Raw genomic sequence first — 18,125 nt, 5'->3', positions numbered from 1 at the left:
TAGGCACGCCGCCAGCGTTCGTCCTGAGCCAGGATCAAACTCTCCAATAAAGTGTTTGACGTGCTCATTTCTTGCTGGCGAGAACATTGCTGTTCTCTATAATTTGAAGAACTAAGTTCTTCACTCACTCGTTGTTCAGTTTTCAAAGATCAAACTCTTTTGTTGCTGCTCAGTGTATCTCGCAGCAACTCTTATATCATATCATCTCTTCAACCATCTGTCAACAACTTTTTTTGAAGTTATTTTCAAGCTCCGTTTGACATGAGTTTGAAGCAGAATGTGTCTCGAAGACTTATACATAAGACTATATCATACGATTATATGAAGAGTCAACACTTCTTTTAGCAAAATTTCAAAATTCCTTTTTAATACTTTTTTAAACCTATTTATGATGATAGTACGGCATTGTTATTGCAACGATTACTATAGTATATAGAAGCTTTCCTCGAATAGCTAACCAATAGCTAACTTTGGTTAGTCCTCTTGATTTATAAGCTTATAATATAAAATACTCTCTACGAATAATGCTCTCATTTGGTACATATACCATATTGCTTAGCGTTTGTTCATCGAACTTTGCATTTCTATTATTCGTGATAGTTTTTTATATGAGAACAGGGATGACCCTGTCGTCATCCCTAGATGGATGTAAATCCGTTGAACAGTTTCAATAACATTTCGATATTGTATCTTTACAGCTATGCTATATCTTTATAGCTTCGTTATTCTTTCTTGCTTGTATGACGCTTGTATTACTTTACCTTCTATAACTAGCAAGACAATAAAGATAGTCGATGAATAAGCAATAAATCTGATATGTTTGTGTGAAAATCTCATCTTTCTCATGTATTGCTTCTTAAAATGTGTTTTCTACTCTGGAGGATAAGTTCCTTCTATATGTATGTGGAACATGTATATATTACACTGAATGTATACCGGATCCCGATTTGTTGCACCTATACTGGTCATAACATCATTTACATTTTAATTGAGCTACATATGAATTCAGCATGTATTGGATCATGTGTATTTATAAGATGGGTATGTATATGAAAGTTTACAGCGATATAGACTACATATCCGGTAGGCATTTTACGATCGTATTGGTAACGTATCGAGGATTATACTTCAAATATACTTTTAACATAGTAAAGGAATATGTGATTTATGCTCAAGCTACATATTATCTTTTCTTTAGATTTCTTTAGTTTGGGGAGCATTTTCTTTATTAATATGTTCTGTATCACCATATTCTTTATTAATATGAACGTATTATTTTCTTTATTAATTTATTCTAGGGTATGTCTTCAAACTATAAAAACTAGAATGGAGGACAGCATCCTGCTAGACTCGTTCAGTTGTATCGATCTGTACGATTGGTATTTTAAAAAATGAATGTTGAGCACATCAGGTAATTATTCTATTTCAAGCTATCAACCATTGTTTATTCTACTCATACTCGGATTTAAATGTAACTTTATCGGAATAGCTTACTTGCGGTCATGTCCAAAACATTAGCTGCCTCTCAGTAGTAAGCAGCAGCAATAGACACTGATATCGATTTCTACAATTAAAGATCTTTTTAAAGAAAGATCTTTTCAACAATCTAAAAACCTTCTCAAAAACCTTTCAGAATCTCAAAATCGCAAGATTGCAAAATTGTGTAGCGGTCAAACTCAATCTCTTGGAAAAAGCTATAGTCTGCGAACTTATAGCTGAGACAGTAAAACAGTAAGACAGTAAAACAGTAAATATTAGAAAAAAAGCTCTACAGCGTTCCGTCCATAATAGGACATAAGCGAACACTGTAGAGCTTTTTGGATTATTCAGTCGTTTCGTTCGTTTCGTTGTCGGAAGAATCGGATGGTGTGTCCGTAGCAGTCGCAGCAGACTCTGTTCCTTCTGCCTCTGTACCTGCTTCTACTGGCTCCAGCTCATCCTCGCTATCTTCACTCTTCGCCGTCACACAGACGGTTGCTACGGCATCTTCGTCGCGGATATGGATCAGACGTACACCCTGTGTGTTACGTCCCATCGTCGAAATCGTCTCGATGCCCATACGGATTAGCGTACCGCTTGTTGTAATGATCATCAGATCGTCTGTATCACCAACGACCTTCAAACCAGACAATTCACCGTTTTTATCCGTTACGTTCATCGTTTTGATCCCTTTACCACCGCGACTTTGTATACGATACTCGTCGCCAGGCGTGCGTTTACCATAGCCTTTCGCTGTAACGATAAGCACTTTCATGTCGTCGCTAATAATATCCATACCGACGACACGATCGCCCTCATCCAGCGTTACCCCTTTTACACCGGTAGCGCTACGACCCATAGAGCGAACGTCTGACTCGTTAAAGCGAATCGACATCCCGTAAGCAGTACCCATGATCATGTCTTGCTTACCGTCAGTCAGTTTCACTTCAATCAGTTCGTCGTCCTCACGCATATTGATCGCAATTAGACCGCCTTTACGAATGTTCACATAATCATCCAGGCGTGTCTTCTTCACAACCCCTTGGCGTGTACCGAAGAATAGGTATTGATCGCCCTCGAAATCCTGTACTGGAATCACAGCATTGACTGATTCACCCTGTTCGATCTGAATCAGGTTAATGACCGGTGTTCCGCGTGCTGTACGTCCCAGCTCTGGAATTTCGTAAGCTTTAATCCGGTATACTTTACCTTTGTCGGTAAAGAATAGTAGATGATTATGAGAATTCGTTACGAACAGATGCTGGACAAAGTCCTGATCCTTCATATCGACACCCATAACGCCTCGACCACCGCGGCGCTGGCTGCGGTATGTGGTTACCGGAGAACGTTTAATATAACCGGTATGAGTAACAGTAACGACGACCTCTTCCTGTGGAATCAGATCCTCGTCCAGAATGCTCTCTTCGCCTACTGTGATTTCCGTACGGCGCTCATCATTAAAGCGCTGCTTAAGCTCATTCAGCTCTTCGCTAATAATTTCAAGCACACGCGCTTGATTCGCCAAAATATCACGGTATTCTGCAATCAGGCGCTGTAGCTCATTATATTCATTCTCGATCTTATCGCGTTCCAGACCAGTCAAACGTTGCAGACGCATATCCAGAATCGCCTGTGCTTGCTCCTGACTCAGTGAGAAGCGCTCCATCAATGATTCGCGCGCTATCTCTGTTGTCTGGGAGCCACGAATAAGTGCGATCATCGCATCTACATTGTCGAGCGCAATGCGCAAGCCTTCAAGGATATGCGCACGAGCCTCGGCTTTTTTGAGGTCAAACTCTGTACGACGACGAATGACTTCGATCTGATGCTGGATGTAATGGTGAATCACTTCACGCAAGCCGAGTAGCTTCGGTTCGTTGTTCACGATCGCCAGCATATTGACGCCAAACGTAGACTGCATCGCTGTATGCTTGTACAGGTTGTTCAATACGACATTCGGATTCACATCACGACGCAGCTCGACTACAATCCGCATCCCGTTACGGTCGGATTCATCGCGCAGATCTGTAATGCCTTCAATACGTTTCTCACGTACCAGCTCAGCAATCTTCTCCACGAGGCGTGCTTTGTTCACTTGATATGGGATCTCGTTGACGACGATACGTGCTTTGTTGTTATTTTCCTCGATCGTTGCTTTGGCACGCATCGTGATCGAACCACGACCGGTCTGATACGCCTGACGAATACCTGAGCGTCCCAAAATATAACCAGAAGTCGGGAAGTCCGGGCCGTGGATGTAATCCATCAATTCCATCGAAGTAATATCAGGGTTCTCAATCATCGCTTGAACGCCATCAATAACTTCTCCAAGATTATGAGGTGGAATATTAGTCGCCATCCCTACAGCGATACCAGATACACCGTTCACGAGCAGGTTAGGATAACGAGCTGGCAATACAACCGGTTCGCGTTCTTCACCATCATAGTTAGGAATAAAATCAACGGTGTCTTTGTTCAAATCACGCAGCATTTCTAGTGCCATTTTGGACATACGTGCTTCGGTGTAACGCATAGCTGCTGCCATATCGCCATCGACCGAACCAAAGTTACCATGTCCATCAATAAGCATATAACGCATGGAGAAGTCCTGTGCCATACGAACCATCGTATCGTAAACGGCTGTGTCTCCGTGCGGGTGGTATTTACCGATAACTTCGCCGACGATTCTCGCCGACTTCTTGTAAGGCTTATCCGGTGCCATGCCGAGTTCCGACATTGCATATAAAATACGCCGGTGTACAGGCTTGAGTCCGTCACGTACGTCAGGCAAAGCCCGGCTGACGATAATACTCATCGCATAGTCCATAAAGGACTCGCGCATCTCCGTACCGATATCCCGGTCTTTAATCTGCGAAAAATTCTCTTCCGCCATGCTAAGCTTAGCCTCCTTATTGCAGCCTTCGTTTGCACAAATGGATGCTCTCTGGTTCTGCTATGAATGTTGGTGATCAGTCAGCAGCAGACCCTGTATAAAAATAAGTTTCCTCTTGCCAGAATGATAGGAAAATGATTCGCCACAAAGGCGAATTCGTAATGATGCTATGCCCGGTGCTACATCACTTTATTATACCATTTTTTTCGTGTGATGTCCTGTGTTTTCGCGCTATTTACAGCACTTTTCATAACGTTTTAATCTAAAATCTTGTAAACGGTATAATGTTCGTCATTTCTTCGTTCAATCCGGCATATATACATGGAAAGGGGCATCCACCATGTGGCAGATACCCCTTTTGCATATGCATAATTACACCGATTTGTTTGTATCCTATCCAGACGTATATCGGGATCGCGCACGATCCATCACTTAGAAATCGAGGTTTTTAACGTACTTCGCATTTTCTTGAATAAAATCACGACGTGGTTCAACATTGTCGCCCATCAGTGTATCAAAGATCGCATCAGCCAAAATCGCATCCTGAATGCTAACCTGTAGCATAATGCGACTTTCCGGGTCCATCGTTGTTTCCCATAGCTGAGAAGCGTTCATCTCACCCAGACCTTTATAGCGCTGTACATTGAATTTGGCATTTTCGCCAAAACCAGCAATGATCTCGTCGCGCTCACGCTCGGAGTTTGCATAGACCGCTGTTTTATTGCGCTCGATCTTGAAAAGCGGCGGCTGGGCGATGTAGACGTAGCCTGCATCGATGATCTGGCGCATGTAGCGGTAGAAGAATGTCAGCAGCAACGTACGAATATGCGCACCATCGACATCCGCATCCGTCATGATAATCACTTTATGATAGCGCGCCTTAGACAGATCGAAATCGTCACCGATGCCTGTACCAAGTGCTGTAATGATCGCACGAATCTCGGCATTACCGAGAATACGATCTAACCGCGCTTTTTCAACGTTCAAAATTTTGCCTCGCAGCGGCAAAATCGCCTGGAAGTGACGATCACGTCCCTGCTTTGCAGAGCCGCCCGCAGAGTCACCCTCAACGATGTACAGTTCACTGATCGAAGCATCTTTAGACGAGCAGTCTGCCAGCTTACCAGGCAATGCACTCACTTCGAGTACACTTTTACGACGAGTCAGCTCACGTGCCTTACGAGCCGCTTCACGTGCGCGAGAAGCTTGCAGTGCTTTGTCCAGTACTCGACGAGCAACCGAAGGATTCTCGTTCAGAAACTCTTGCAGCTTCTCGGAGAATAACGATTCTACGATACCGCGTGCTTCACTGTTACCGAGCTTCGTCTTCGTCTGACCTTCAAACTGAGGCTCTGGAATTTTGACCGAGATGATCGCCGTCAAACCTTCACGCACGTCCTCACCCGTCAGATTGCCCGTATTGTCCTTGAGCAAACCGTTACGACGCGCATAATCGTTAATAATACGTGTCAGTGCGCTCTTAAAGCCGGATTCATGCGTACCGCCCTCATGGGTGTTGATGTTGTTAGCAAAAGAGTAAATATTTTCGGTATAGCCTTCGTTGTATTGCAGTGCAATCTCAACTTGAATTTGCTCGCGTGTTCCTTCAACGTAGATCGGTTGCTCGTTGATCACTTCACGGTTTTGATTCAAATACTGCACGTACTCGATAATACCGCCTTCGTATCGGAAATGATTCGATACTCCTGTGCGTTCATCTGTGAGTGTTAGAGCGATTCCCTTGTTCAGGAAAGCTAGCTCACGGATGCGTCCAAGCAATGTATCGTAATCATAAACGGTCGTTTCGGTAAAAATCTCATGATCCGGTCTGAATGTTACGGTCGTACCGGTTCCTTCACCCTCGGTCATATCCCGTAACACTTTGATATCCTCGACCGGTGCGCCACGCTTGTATTCCTGCTGATGTACTTTGCCGTCTGTTTTTACGACTACGCGTACATGCTCAGACAATGCGTTCACAACCGATACACCAACACCGTGCAAACCGCCGGACACTTTGTATCCGCCACCGCCGAATTTACCGCCGGCATGGAGTACGGTCATAACGACTTCAAGCGCAGAGCGCTGTGTTTTCGCTTCTACGCCTACAGGAATACCACGTCCGTTATCGACAACGGTTACGCTATTATCCTCATGGATCGTTACTTCGATATGATCACAGTATCCGGCAAGCGCCTCGTCAATACTGTTATCTACAATTTCCCAGACCAGGTGATGCAAGCCTTTGGAGCTGGTCGATCCGATATACATACCCGGACGTTTACGTACGGCTTCCAAACCTTCAAGCACCTGTATCTGACTGGCATCATAAGCCGGTTGATTCGTCGACATGCTATTTTCACCTACTTCTGTATTTTAGACAGCCTTCCTGGCTGTACCTAAGCGTTCATCAAAAAGCTGTTGGTCCGCTTTTTCAGCGTGGCGGAGGAGATGGGGGAATAATACACTTTATTTTTGGTCACAACGATCGATTTCGGTTCCTCCTCACCGATCGATTCTACCTTTTTGTCTTCATGAGCAAAGCTGACGAATTGTTTGGAGATTTTGGATGACTTTTCAATCGATATATCGAAAATGGCAACAAGCTCCGAGAAACGGATGATCTTCTCACCACCCAAATGTATATACATGGAACGGACCTCCCTTACTTCTCAATATGCCCTTGATGGACATGGAAAATCTGGGCTTCCTTCAGACGACCGGCATTGAGGCTCTCGATTCCGGTAGCCGTGATGAAAGTCTGCACTTTGTCCTGAAATGTCTCAATCAACTGAGTTTGACGGTAAGGATCCAGTTCGGATAAAACGTCATCCAGCAAAAGAATCGGGTATTCCCCGATCTCTTCGTGAATTAATTCGATTTCAGCAAGTTTCAGCGATAAAGCGGTTGTACGTTGTTGTCCCTGTGAGCCAAACACCGCTGCTTCATTGCCGTTAATGTGAAAGGCAAGATCGTCTCGATGCGGACCTGCCAGAGTCGCGCCACGGCGATATTCCTGTTCTTTCACCTGTGATAATTTTACCATAAATTGCTCAAATAAGACAGCTTCATCTTCTTCTTCGGCCGCACCAAATGAGGGCACATAGGATAAAAGAAGCTGCTCCTTGCCACCGGTTATCCCCATGTGGATATTTTCCGCCCAGCCTTGCAGCTTGTGGATAAACCGTTTGCGCTTTTGTACGATCTTCACGCCGTGCTCCACGAGCTGCTCGTTCCAAATATCAAGCATCGTACTGTCTTTGCTGCCAGCACCCCATGCTTGCTTAAGGAAATTGTTGCGCTGTTGCAGCACTTTTTGGTACTGCTGCAAATGATGCAGGTAGCTTGGCTGCACCTGACCAATCTCCATATCGAGAAAACGACGGCGGATACCAGGCGAGCCTTTGACAATTTCCAGATCTTCCGGCGCAAACATCACGGCATTGATCGTACCGACAAAATCGCTCAGCTTGCGCTGCTCCAGCCCGTTGATTTTTGCCTTTTTGCCGCGTGCAGAAAAGTTCAGTTCTAGCTTGACCTTGCCGTATCGTTTGTCCGCCTCACATGCAATGCGTGCATGATCGGCGCCAAACGAGATCAGCTCTTTATCTTTGCTCGTCCGATGCGATTTGGACAGTGCCAATACAAACAGTGCCTCAATCAGATTTGTTTTTCCCTGCGCATTTTGTCCGATGAACAAATTGACCGGGCCAAAGGAATCAAGCTTCAGGCTTTCATAGTTGCGATAATTTTGTAGGCTGATTTGGTTGATGAACATGGATAAGCTCCTCCGGTTTATTGCCCGCTCTGAACCTTAAAGCTACCTTCGCCCTGTACTTCAACCTCATCACCAGGATAAAGTTTGCGACCACGACGCTCCTCTAGCTCTCCGTTAACTTTGACCATTTGCTCTTGCAGGAGCGCTTTTGCACTTCCTCCAGTTGAGACGCAATCTGCCAGTTTCAAAAATTGATCCAATTTGATATATTCCGTGGAAATGGAAATGTTTTTCATAATATTTATAAACCGTCCTTTCGACGATGGGTTATTGGGCCGATCCAAATGAATAGCCAGATCTTAGCATCATACCATAGTCAAAGTTGCACTACTACGGTTACAGGCAAAGTATGCGGCTCTTTTTTGCTAGTTGGAATCGTTTTGTGATTGAAATTGCTAATTTTATTGTTGACGGGATGCTCATTCGCTAGTTGATCTATAGGAGGAGTGATGTATAGTATGCGGTTCAAGATAAGTGTGTGTTGATGTAGGATACATACGCTTTTGCAAGTATAATTATGATCAACTCTATAAATACATTAGGCAGGTCATAACGATGAATGACAGGATGCAGCGATTACGGAATGATTTAAAAGCTGGCAAAATGAGAGGTTATTCCTTCTACACCGATCATAAACAGTCTTTTGACGCGGACAACATGACGCCCAATCGATTGATACAATATGCGATCCAGAAAAGGAATCATCGATACGTCGCTTATTATTTTCAGATTGATGCGGATCAAATGGACATCTACGAGGATGTAGCTACCGAGGAACAACGTGAATTTAGCGAATTAGAGCAAGCACTGGCGTATCTGGTTGATCAAGGTGCAGATCTAACTAGATTTGCTCCGTTCAAAGGACAGATTCCTTTTTAGAAAAAAGAAAAATTTTAGCGAAAATGGAGTCTCGGAAGATTTCACAATGGGAGGATCATTATCGTTCAAAACATGGAACAGCATAAAAAGGCATGTACCGCGTAATGTCGGTACGTGCCTTTTTTGATAATTGCGCAAGAACGGCAAATCTCAATTTCATTGTTCTGTATGCTATGAACGGAATGGACGAAAACTAGTCACATGTGGAGAACTGGAATCGTTTGTACTGCTGCAAAAGTTATACACATGTGCATAAGATTTGCGAAATTGATTTATTCACAGCTGCTCGACTCTGGCGTATTTGGTTAGACTCGCCTGGAGTTGGCCAAATGAGAAGCTGCTGTTCCACCGAAGTTTGGGTCTCGGTTGGAACAGCAGCTGATTAGCATAACATACATAGCTAAAATGTTGAACAATGCGTTTAATTCGTTGTCCGGTAAGGCAGGATGATGTACAGACTGCGGCTTTCATCCAGCGGCTTGATGATGATCGGGCTCATAATACCGGTAAATTGGATCGACAGCTGCTCACTTTCGATCACTTTGAGCACATCGAGCATATATTTGGAGTTGAACGAAATGCGCAGCGGCTCACCTTCAAACTTTGCGATATCCAGCTGCTCGGTTACGCGTCCAAGCTCGGAAGAACTGGAGGAAATTTCGACTGCGCCATTTTCCAGTGTTTGCATACGAACGATATTCGTTTTTTCCTCACGGGAAAGCAGGTAGGCACGGTCGATCGAATCAGCCAGCTTTTTCGTATCGATTACAAGCTCGGTTTTGAAGCTGGTCGGGATAATTTTGGATGTGTCCGGGTATGTGCCATCCAGAATGCGGGAGTAGAACAATACGCGATCGATTTTGAACAGCACTTGATTGTCGGCTACAACGATATCAAGCAGCTGGTTTTGATCGGGAATAATTTTACTCAATTCGTTTAGTGTTTTACCAGCAATGACCACATTGCTGAAACGAACACCGGTATCTTCACCAAGATTAACAGTACGACTGGCCAGGCGGTGACGGTCGGTAGCAACGAATTTAAGTTCGCCTTCTACCAGATTCCAGAGCACACCGGTTAGAATAGGCGTTGTTTCCTGTGTGGAAATGGAAAATGCGGTTTGTTTGATCATATTTTTCAACAGATCGCCTGGAACGGAGATTTGCTGGTTTTCTTCGATGTTAGGCAATACCGGGAATTCTTCCGGATCTAAACCAACGAGTTGGATATCGGTAGCACCTGCACGGATAAATGTTTGGAAGCCATCTTTCACTTCCATTTCGATTTCTTGTGAAGGCAGTTTTTTAATAATTTCAACGAAAAATTTCGCTGGTAAAACGACACTACCCGGGCGTTCAATCTCTACGATCGTTTTACTATCGTTTTCAGCGGGTATGAAAGATTGAATAGAAATATCGGTATCGCTCGCTGTTAAGGTTACACCGGAATAGCTCACATCGAATTTGATTCCGCTCAAAATGGGAATAGTGGTACGACTGGAAATCGCTTTAGATACTTGTTGGATCGATTCGTTTAAATAATTTTTAGAGATTTGGATCTTCATGGTTTCACTCCTAACCAGCATGATTCATGCTTGTACATATCCTTTTTTTCAATCGGCACCGAAAGGTGCGTTTAGCAAGAAGAATGTTTTAAATAATTAATAGTAGCAGTAGTAGGGACACTGAATATGTGGATAAGTGCCCTAAAGCCGCATAAAATTAAGCCTATCCACATGTGTATAAAGTGTGTATAGGCTTGCTTGTTGTTCAGGATGGATTTTTGATTTTGTCCATCAGATTGTTAACCACTTTAAACAGATCCTGGTCGGCTTTTAACGACTGGGATATTTTTTCGTGCGCATGAATCACGGTCGTATGATCACGACCACCAAATGCTTCGCCGATCTTCGGTAACGAGTAGTCGGTCAGCTCACGCGATAAATACATCGCAATCTGCCGTGGGAACGCTACGGCCTTTGTGCGCTTCCGCGCTTTGAAGTCTTCAAGTTTCAGGTTGTAATATTCGCCGACGCGCTGCTGAATATCCTGAATAGTGATCATTTTGGGACGGCTGGAAGGAATAATGTCTTTCAGCGCTTCCGCTGCCAGATGCGAAGTCACATCCTGATTCGTCAGCGACGAGTAGGCGACAACGCGGATTAGCGCGCCTTCCAATTCACGAATGTTCGTATCGATCTGGTTAGCGATATACATCATCGCCTCGTTCGGAATATCCAGATTTTCCGCTCTTGCTTTTTTCCGCAAAATTGCAATCCGTGTCTCCAGATCCGGTGGCTGAATGTCGGTGATCAAACCCCACTCAAACCGTGAACGCAAGCGTTCTTCCAGCGTCGGAATCTCTTTTGGCGGACGGTCACTGGAAATAATAATCTGCTTGCTCTCCTCGTGCAACGCGTTAAACGTATGGAAAAACTCCTCCTGTGTCGATTCCTTTCCCGCCAGAAACTGAATATCATCGATCAGCAAAATATCGATGTTGCGGTACTTGTTGCGGAAGCTCTCGCCCCGATTATCGCGGATAGAGTTGATAAACTCGTTCGTGAATTTTTCGGACGAAATGTAGACGACTTTGCTGTTCGGGTTATGCTGCAAAATGTAATGCCCGATCGCATGCATCAAGTGCGTCTTTCCCAGTCCTACGCCTCCATACAAAAACAGCGGGTTATAAGCTTTGGCCGGGGCCTCTGCAACTGCCAGTGAGGCCGCATGGGCAAAGCGATTGCCCGCTCCGATTACGAATGTATCGAATGTATATTTGGGATTTAGCATATTTGCCACAGGCTCGTCCATCTGAACAGCTGCCGGCTGTGCCGGTGTCTGTTGCAAAATGAGCGCTTCTTCTGGCACTGCTTCTTCAATCACGAATTTCACATCGACCTGTCTTCCTAAAACTTCATAAACCGTGGAGCTGACGAGTTTGGTATAGCGGCTTTCCAGCCATTCGACGGCGAAGGTAGTCGGTGCTGAGATCACGATCGAATGTTCCGTAAATGTCAGCGCTTTGGTTGCCTTGAACCAGGTATCAAAGCTCGGCTTACTGAGCTTTGTCTGAATGATTGATAGTATTTGCTGCCATAATTCGGAGGTATGGCTGTCCACAGACTGTCACTCCTTTAAACTTCCAATTGTGGCTGAAGCCATGCAAGGATATCGAAAATGATGAAAATGTTTATAATCAATGGCGTAGAATTATCCCCAGAATACCAAAGCGGTGGATAAGTGAAAAAATGGATAAGAGGAAATTGTTCACAACTTTATCCACAGGCTGTTGATAATTTTTAGATTAGTACGATCTATTCACATCGAAAACAATATCATAATAGCAAAAAGAACCCTTGATTTCAATGAAAACTGACATTTTATCCACAAATTCAATCTGTTGTGTATAAAAGTTATGCACACCACTAGATATTGTTTATAAGTTGTTTGGAACCATAGGGAGGGTTGTGGAAAAAATTTTTTCACTATTCACAGGAAAATGGGCGGGTAGTGGATAACTGTGTATAAGTTTGGGGGTTAAAATGATTGTGGATAAATGGCTTGTGCTGCTTTTTTGCTGTGTGCATGAAGCGCTATTAGAAGGGAGAAGGAAACGGACTGGGATGGAGCCGTAGGAAGCTACGGATTAGAAGTGAATTGTAGATTCCCACCCCTCAGAAGCAGTAACATATTTTGCTGCGCAAAAATCCATTTTGATTGAACCTCGTGTTAGAAAATCGCTAACACTGCAAATCGCCCTTTTTCCTTATTCCGTTCCTTCTGCTATGTGCTGCTCGCAAACTGGATATAAAAGAACATTACAAGACCCTATACTTTGAGAGGGCAGGGAATGAAAGCAAGCTACTGTTTTAGACATCAATATATGGTGGATGAATTAAGCAATTGTTAGTACATAGCAAATCAATAAGTGAGAAAAGTTGTTTTATGTATGGATGTTGTGCACTTATCTGAGTCTGATCAATACTATTTATTTTGACCTTATGCGTTGATCATCTTGTATGGGATCATATACATGTGAGATAGGTGATGAGAGAGTGAAGCCTTAACATGCAGAAAGATGCAGAACGGTAATTTGGAGTATTGCATGTAATGCTAAATTTTAAGGAATCAAATTCTAAAAATCTACTGGTGTAAATAGTTGGTTTACTTATCATGTTCTAATGTGCAATAGTGAAGTTTTTTGATTGGAGTATAGTTTGATCCAAATGAAATAAGCAGCACGTAGAAGAGGAAGAGGAATAAGGAATAATTTATCAATGATTTATCGTGTTATTGGTTTTCTAACGCGAATTTGGAATGAAAAGTGATTTTTGTGAAGGGAAAATAGTTTACAGTTTCCGAAGTGTAAGAATCTATATGTATTTCTAATCCGTCGATTCTCATTCCTCCACCGGAATTCGTTCCCCTATCCTTTTTCGGAGCGCGTATTGCACACCATGCCATCTTCAATTCATACACATCAGCCAACCCTGCCTGTACGCATTCGATCAAATCCAGATCAAATTCCCGTCACACCCACTTGCACTAAAGTTTTGCCTGCATATATAGAAGTGAAATTCTCACCCTATATCCCAGCCTGCATGTCAAAAAAATTATTCCTACGAAATGCGGAAAATTCATTGACGGCATGGTGTTTTCCATGATTAAATATAAATTGGTATTTTTATGTGAACAGACATAGAATCAATATGGGATATAATTACCTGCAAGGAGGTGCACAATATGAGACCGACGTTTAAACCGAATGTAAGAAAACGCAGTAAAGTACATGGATTCCGTAAAAGAATGAGTACAAAAAACGGCCGTAAAGTGCTGGCGGCTCGTCGCCTTAAAGGCAGAAAAGTCATCAGTGCCTAATATGTACACAAAGACCACTGCGGTGGTCTTTTTTTCTTAATATTACCGTTTGGCCTGCAAAGGGTGTATTAACCGACGATTTATTTGCAAATTCGCCAATGAAGTTAGATATGCGCTATGTTGGTGCTTGATCTGCTCCACGTGGAGCTTGATTTAAGATCCATTGAAGCTTCAGCATGCTAAAGCTAGCGAAATCGTCTGTTTATCCAGCGATAGGAATATGATGTTTCGTATTCTATGTAGGGCAAGCGCTTGAACTATAGAATAACTAGAACGCTGTTACCGAATCAGAAACAAGGAAGCATTTTTGCCTGGCGTTACAAGCTGGCAAAAATAGAGCGTACCGGCCTGCTGCCAACTTGATGATATGCCGGACGCCACAGCTAAGGAGAATGAAGGGTGCAAAAAAAGCTGCGTTTGCGAAACCGCGCTGATTTCAGTCGCGTATACCGTCATGGACGGTCTTTTGCCAATCACCAGTTTGTTGTGTACTGGTTTCAAAAAAAGGACATCGAGCAATTCCGCATGGGTGTATCGGTTAGCAAAAAGGTAGGCAATGCGGTTGTTCGTAACCGAATGCGCCGGGTGGTGAAAGAAATTGTGCGTCATCATGCCGATGAGATCGTGCCGCATATCGATATGATCTTTATCGTGCGTAAAGGAGCGCTTACGCTCTCTTATCAGGAGCTGGAGAAAAGCATTCTGCACGTGTTGCGCAAATCTTCACTGCTAAAACGCTCGCGGCGGTAACGCTTTCGGTTTATTTGTGCTGTCAAATATGATATGATTTGCAAGGAAATGCAATGGTCAAGAGAGGGGTTATGAAGTGTCGCAATTGAAGACTCGCGGGGGAAAATGGTTCCTCCTTATCGCTGCTTTCGCAGTGGTAGCCCTGTTGGCTGGTTGTACGCCTAGTACGGTACAGACCCATACAACAGCAGATTTATTAAACCACGGATGGTGGAACCGGTATGTTGTGTACTGGTTTGCGTATGCACTGGACACATTTGCCAACTGGTTTAACGGTGAATATGGTCTGGCTGTCCTTGTTCTGGTATTGATTGTACGTACACTGATTTTGCCGTTAACGCTCAAGCAAGTCAAAAGCTCCAAAGCGATGCAAGCGATCCAACCGCAATTGCAAAAGCTACGTGAGCTGCACAAGGATGATCCGCAAAAACAGCAAGCTGAAACGATGAAGCTGTTCCAGGAAAATCAGGTGAATCCAGCTGCTGGATGTTTCCCGCTGTTGATTCAAATGCCGATTTTTATCGCCTTGTATAATGCGATTATTTATAACAGTGCTCTGCGTGAGCACACGTTCTTATGGCTCCAGCTTGGTGAGCCTGACAAATTTCATATTTTGCCACTCATCGCTGCTGCAACGACATTCCTGCAAACATGGATGATGATGCGTATGAACCCAGCTTCGATGCAGGGTCCAATGCAGATGATGATGTATATTTACCCTGTTATTATCGCAATTATGTCGTGGACATTCCCGGCTGCATTGCCATTGTACTGGGTATACAGCAACATTTACACGATCGTACAAAACTACTTCCTGTATCGCAACAATCAGCCGATTGTTACCGATCTGGGTGTCGCTGTTGATCCAGGTAAAACGCCATCAGCGAACAGAAACCGCAACAAGAAGAAATCGAAAAAGAAACGTCGCTAAACGCATACCTTTTCATGTAAATCCGGAATGTTCTTAAGTATCCTTACTACAGTTGAGGAGGGCCGAACATCGAGATGACTACAGTCATTGCGTCTGGAAAAACCATTGATGATGCTATTTCGGAAGGGCTTGCCCGTCTGAATACGACCAAAGAATATGTTGACGTGACGATTTTGCAAGCACCGTCCAAAGGATTTCTCGGTCTGATCGGTGCAAAGCAGGCCCAGGTCAAGCTAACGTTGCTAGAATCTGAAGTTTCGATTCCGAGCAGTACACCTAAGCCTGCTGCGACGATGCCACAGCGTGAACAACGCTCTACCGAGTCTGCTACTACGACGAACACAGCACCAGCGCAGGAAACGGCCGCTACGACAGATCGTCCGGCTTCGCCGGAAGAAGTTTGTGCGGAAGCGATGCAGCTTGTGCGCGATGTCGGTACAAGCATCGGTCTGGAGTTGCAGGTGGATGTTAAGCGTAACCGCGATGGCTATGTGATGAGCATCTCCGGCAGTGATCTAGGTTTGCTGATCGGAAGGCGTGGTCAAACGCTGGATGCACTTCAGTATCTGGTTAATATCGTGGCTAATCGATACTCGGACAAATTCATTCGGATTGTGCTGGATGCGGAAAATTTCCGTGACCGCCGCCGTAAGACACTGGAAGAGCTAGCCGATCGGCTGGCTAACAAGGTCGTTCGTTCGGGTAGAGAGGTGGTGCTGGAGCCGATGTCTTCGCAAGAGCGCAAGGTGATCCATGCACGTCTGCAAAATCATAATCGTGTCAAAACCGCCAGTAAAGGTGAGGAACCGAATCGCCGCGTTGTGATCGCACTGCGTGCAGGCTCTGCTGGAAACGAACGGAATTGACGTTTAGAACGTATCGGAATGCAATGATTTTTTACCTGCGGGTAGAAAATCATTGCTTTTTATTTAGGACATGATTCTGCCCATTAGATGAGGATGGCGGTGTATACGTATATCGTATAGCTGCTGCACATTTTACGTATAGAAGATCGGTAGGATGGAATCGCAGTTAAAAAACGAGTAGGACAATCAAAGTACCAGTAGATAGATCGGAAGGGATGAGTAAAGATGGTTAGCGATACTATTGCAGCAATTGCCACCGCGGTTGGCGAAGCCAGTATTTCGGTTATTCGTGTGAGCGGACCGGAGGCAGTTGCCGAAGTCAGTCGTATATTCAAGGGACGTGTTGCTCTGGATCAGGCGGATAGCCATACTGTGCATTACGGACATATTATCGATCCAGCTACCGGTGAGCGAGTGGAGGAAGTGCTGGCAACGATTATGCGTGCACCGCGTTCGTTTACGACGGAAGATGTGATCGAAATTAGCTCGCACGGCGGCGTAGTTGCTGTACGCCGGGTCATGGACATTTTGCTACAACAACGTATTCGCATCGCTGAGCCAGGTGAGTTTACGAAGCGTGCCTTTTTGAATGGACGTATTGATCTGTCGCAGGCAGAAGGCGTCATTGATCTGATTCGTTCAAAGTCGGATCGTGCGTTCTCGGTCGCACTCAAGCAGGTAGAAGGTAAATTGTCACGCCAGATTAAGCCATTACAGCAAACATTGATCGAAACACTGGCGCATATTGAGGTCAATATCGATTATCCTGAGCATGATGTGGAGTCGTTTACATCGGATTTGATCAAAAATAAGTCGGCTGAAGTGATGACCGAGATCGATAAGCTGCTGCGTACAGCGAACGAAGGTAAAATTTTGCGTGAAGGCATTACGACGGCGATCGTTGGGCGTCCCAATGTGGGCAAGTCGTCTTTGCTCAATGCGCTGGCACACGATAATCGAGCGATCGTGACAGATATTCCAGGTACGACGCGCGATGTGATTGAGGAATATGTGACGATTAACAATATTCCGCTCAAACTGCTGGATACCGCTGGTATTCGCGAGACGATGGATGTGGTGGAAAAGATCGGTGTAGAGCGCTCACGTGGTGCGGTCAACGATGCGGATCTGTTGCTGTTTGTACTCAATAGCAGTGAACCGCTGCATGCGGATGAAATCGAGCTAATGGAGCAAATTAGCGGTCGTCAGGTGATCGTTATTTTGAACAAAATTGATCTGCCGCCGCAGCTGGATCGTAGCGTATTATTACAGCATTTTGACGAGCAGCAAATTGTGGAGATGTCGGTGAAAGATGAGCAGGGTGTGGACCGATTGGAACAGGCGATCTCGTCGTTGTTTTTCGGCGGCAAGCTAGAAGCGAATGATGTGACCTATGTCAGCAATGTGCGTCATATCGGTCTGCTCAAACAGGCGAAGCGTTCGTTGCAGGATGCGTATGAGGCAGCTGATCAGTTCATTCCGATCGATATGATCCAGATCGATGTACGACTCGCATGGGAGCAACTGGGCGAAATTATCGGTGATTCTGCGCCGGATTCGCTGATCGATCAGATCTTCTCACAGTTCTGTCTCGGTAAATAATCGATAAATAAAACGTATCCATAGCGGTAATAGGCTTGAATACAAATAGAATAGGCTTAAATTTTAA

At 44.5% G+C, this 18,125-nt stretch carries 13 protein-coding genes; 6 read left to right on the top strand and 7 right to left on the bottom strand.

Translation table 11 applies throughout. The annotated features are described in order from the left end of the window. Positions 1-1,822: 1,822 nt before the first annotated feature. The 5 genes from gyrA to yaaA form a co-directional block, all read right to left on the bottom strand. The gene (gyrA, locus tag AAHF22_RS08900) at positions 1,823-4,372 is read right to left on the bottom strand and encodes a DNA gyrase subunit A (protein ID WP_347324637.1); all 2,550 of its coding nucleotides are present in this window, start codon (positions 4,370-4,372) and stop codon (positions 1,823-1,825) included. A gap of 432 nt (positions 4,373-4,804) precedes the next feature. Continuing rightward, positions 4,805-6,724, bottom strand: coding sequence for a DNA topoisomerase (ATP-hydrolyzing) subunit B (gene gyrB, locus AAHF22_RS08895; protein ID WP_347324636.1), 1,920 nt, complete (start codon positions 6,722-6,724; stop codon positions 4,805-4,807). Positions 6,725-6,771: 47 nt separating this feature from the next. Then, on the bottom strand, positions 6,772-7,023 hold the full coding sequence (gene remB, locus AAHF22_RS08890; RefSeq protein WP_188778275.1) for an extracellular matrix regulator RemB: 252 nt from the start codon (positions 7,021-7,023) through the stop codon (positions 6,772-6,774). 14 nt (positions 7,024-7,037) lie between these two features. Continuing rightward, positions 7,038-8,150, bottom strand: a complete 1,113-nt coding sequence (recF, locus tag AAHF22_RS08885; RefSeq protein WP_347324635.1) for a DNA replication/repair protein RecF — start codon at positions 8,148-8,150, stop codon at positions 7,038-7,040. 17 nt (positions 8,151-8,167) lie between these two features. Next, complete coding sequence (gene yaaA / locus AAHF22_RS08880) at positions 8,168-8,386, bottom strand: S4 domain-containing protein YaaA (RefSeq protein ID WP_188778279.1); 219 nt, start codon at positions 8,384-8,386, stop codon at positions 8,168-8,170. A 319-nt stretch (positions 8,387-8,705) separates the two neighbouring features. Between yaaA and AAHF22_RS08875 the strand changes: the two genes are divergently transcribed. Continuing rightward, the gene (locus AAHF22_RS08875) at positions 8,706-9,029 is read left to right on the top strand and encodes a hypothetical protein (protein WP_347324634.1); all 324 of its coding nucleotides are present in this window, start codon (positions 8,706-8,708) and stop codon (positions 9,027-9,029) included. Between the two features lie 421 nt (positions 9,030-9,450). Here AAHF22_RS08875 and dnaN read toward each other — a convergent pair whose 3' ends face one another. Beyond that, positions 9,451-10,593, bottom strand: coding sequence for a DNA polymerase III subunit beta (gene dnaN, locus AAHF22_RS08870; protein WP_347324633.1), 1,143 nt, complete (start codon positions 10,591-10,593; stop codon positions 9,451-9,453). A gap of 205 nt (positions 10,594-10,798) precedes the next feature. Next, positions 10,799-12,151, bottom strand: coding sequence for a chromosomal replication initiator protein DnaA (gene dnaA, locus AAHF22_RS08865; protein WP_347324632.1), 1,353 nt, complete (start codon positions 12,149-12,151; stop codon positions 10,799-10,801). A gap of 1,623 nt (positions 12,152-13,774) precedes the next feature. Between dnaA and rpmH the strand changes: the two genes are divergently transcribed. The 5 genes from rpmH to mnmE all read left to right on the top strand — a co-directional run bounded on the left by rpmH (position 13,775) and on the right by mnmE (position 18,058). Then, complete coding sequence (gene rpmH / locus AAHF22_RS08860) at positions 13,775-13,909, top strand: 50S ribosomal protein L34 (RefSeq protein ID WP_017815451.1); 135 nt, start codon at positions 13,775-13,777, stop codon at positions 13,907-13,909. A gap of 399 nt (positions 13,910-14,308) precedes the next feature. Beyond that, complete coding sequence (rnpA, locus tag AAHF22_RS08855; RefSeq protein ID WP_347324631.1) at positions 14,309-14,659, top strand: ribonuclease P protein component; 351 nt, start codon at positions 14,309-14,311, stop codon at positions 14,657-14,659. 76 nt (positions 14,660-14,735) lie between these two features. Further along, positions 14,736-15,590, top strand: coding sequence for a YidC/Oxa1 family membrane protein insertase (locus tag AAHF22_RS08850; protein WP_347324630.1), 855 nt, complete (start codon positions 14,736-14,738; stop codon positions 15,588-15,590). Between the two features lie 74 nt (positions 15,591-15,664). Next, the gene (gene jag, locus AAHF22_RS08845; protein ID WP_347324629.1) at positions 15,665-16,456 is read left to right on the top strand and encodes an RNA-binding cell elongation regulator Jag/EloR; all 792 of its coding nucleotides are present in this window, start codon (positions 15,665-15,667) and stop codon (positions 16,454-16,456) included. A gap of 225 nt (positions 16,457-16,681) precedes the next feature. Then, entirely contained in the window at positions 16,682-18,058 is a 1,377-nt protein-coding gene (mnmE, locus tag AAHF22_RS08840; protein WP_347324628.1) for a tRNA uridine-5-carboxymethylaminomethyl(34) synthesis GTPase MnmE, read from the top strand. Positions 18,059-18,125 lie beyond the last annotated feature (67 nt).

It is taken from the genome of Paenibacillus wenxiniae (assembly GCF_039822605.1).
In the GTDB taxonomy this organism is placed as follows: Bacteria; Bacillota; Bacilli; order Paenibacillales; family Paenibacillaceae; genus Saccharibacillus; species Saccharibacillus wenxiniae.
Note: the sequence above shows the minus strand (reverse complement) of the source record. Positions and strands in the feature narration are given on the sequence as shown.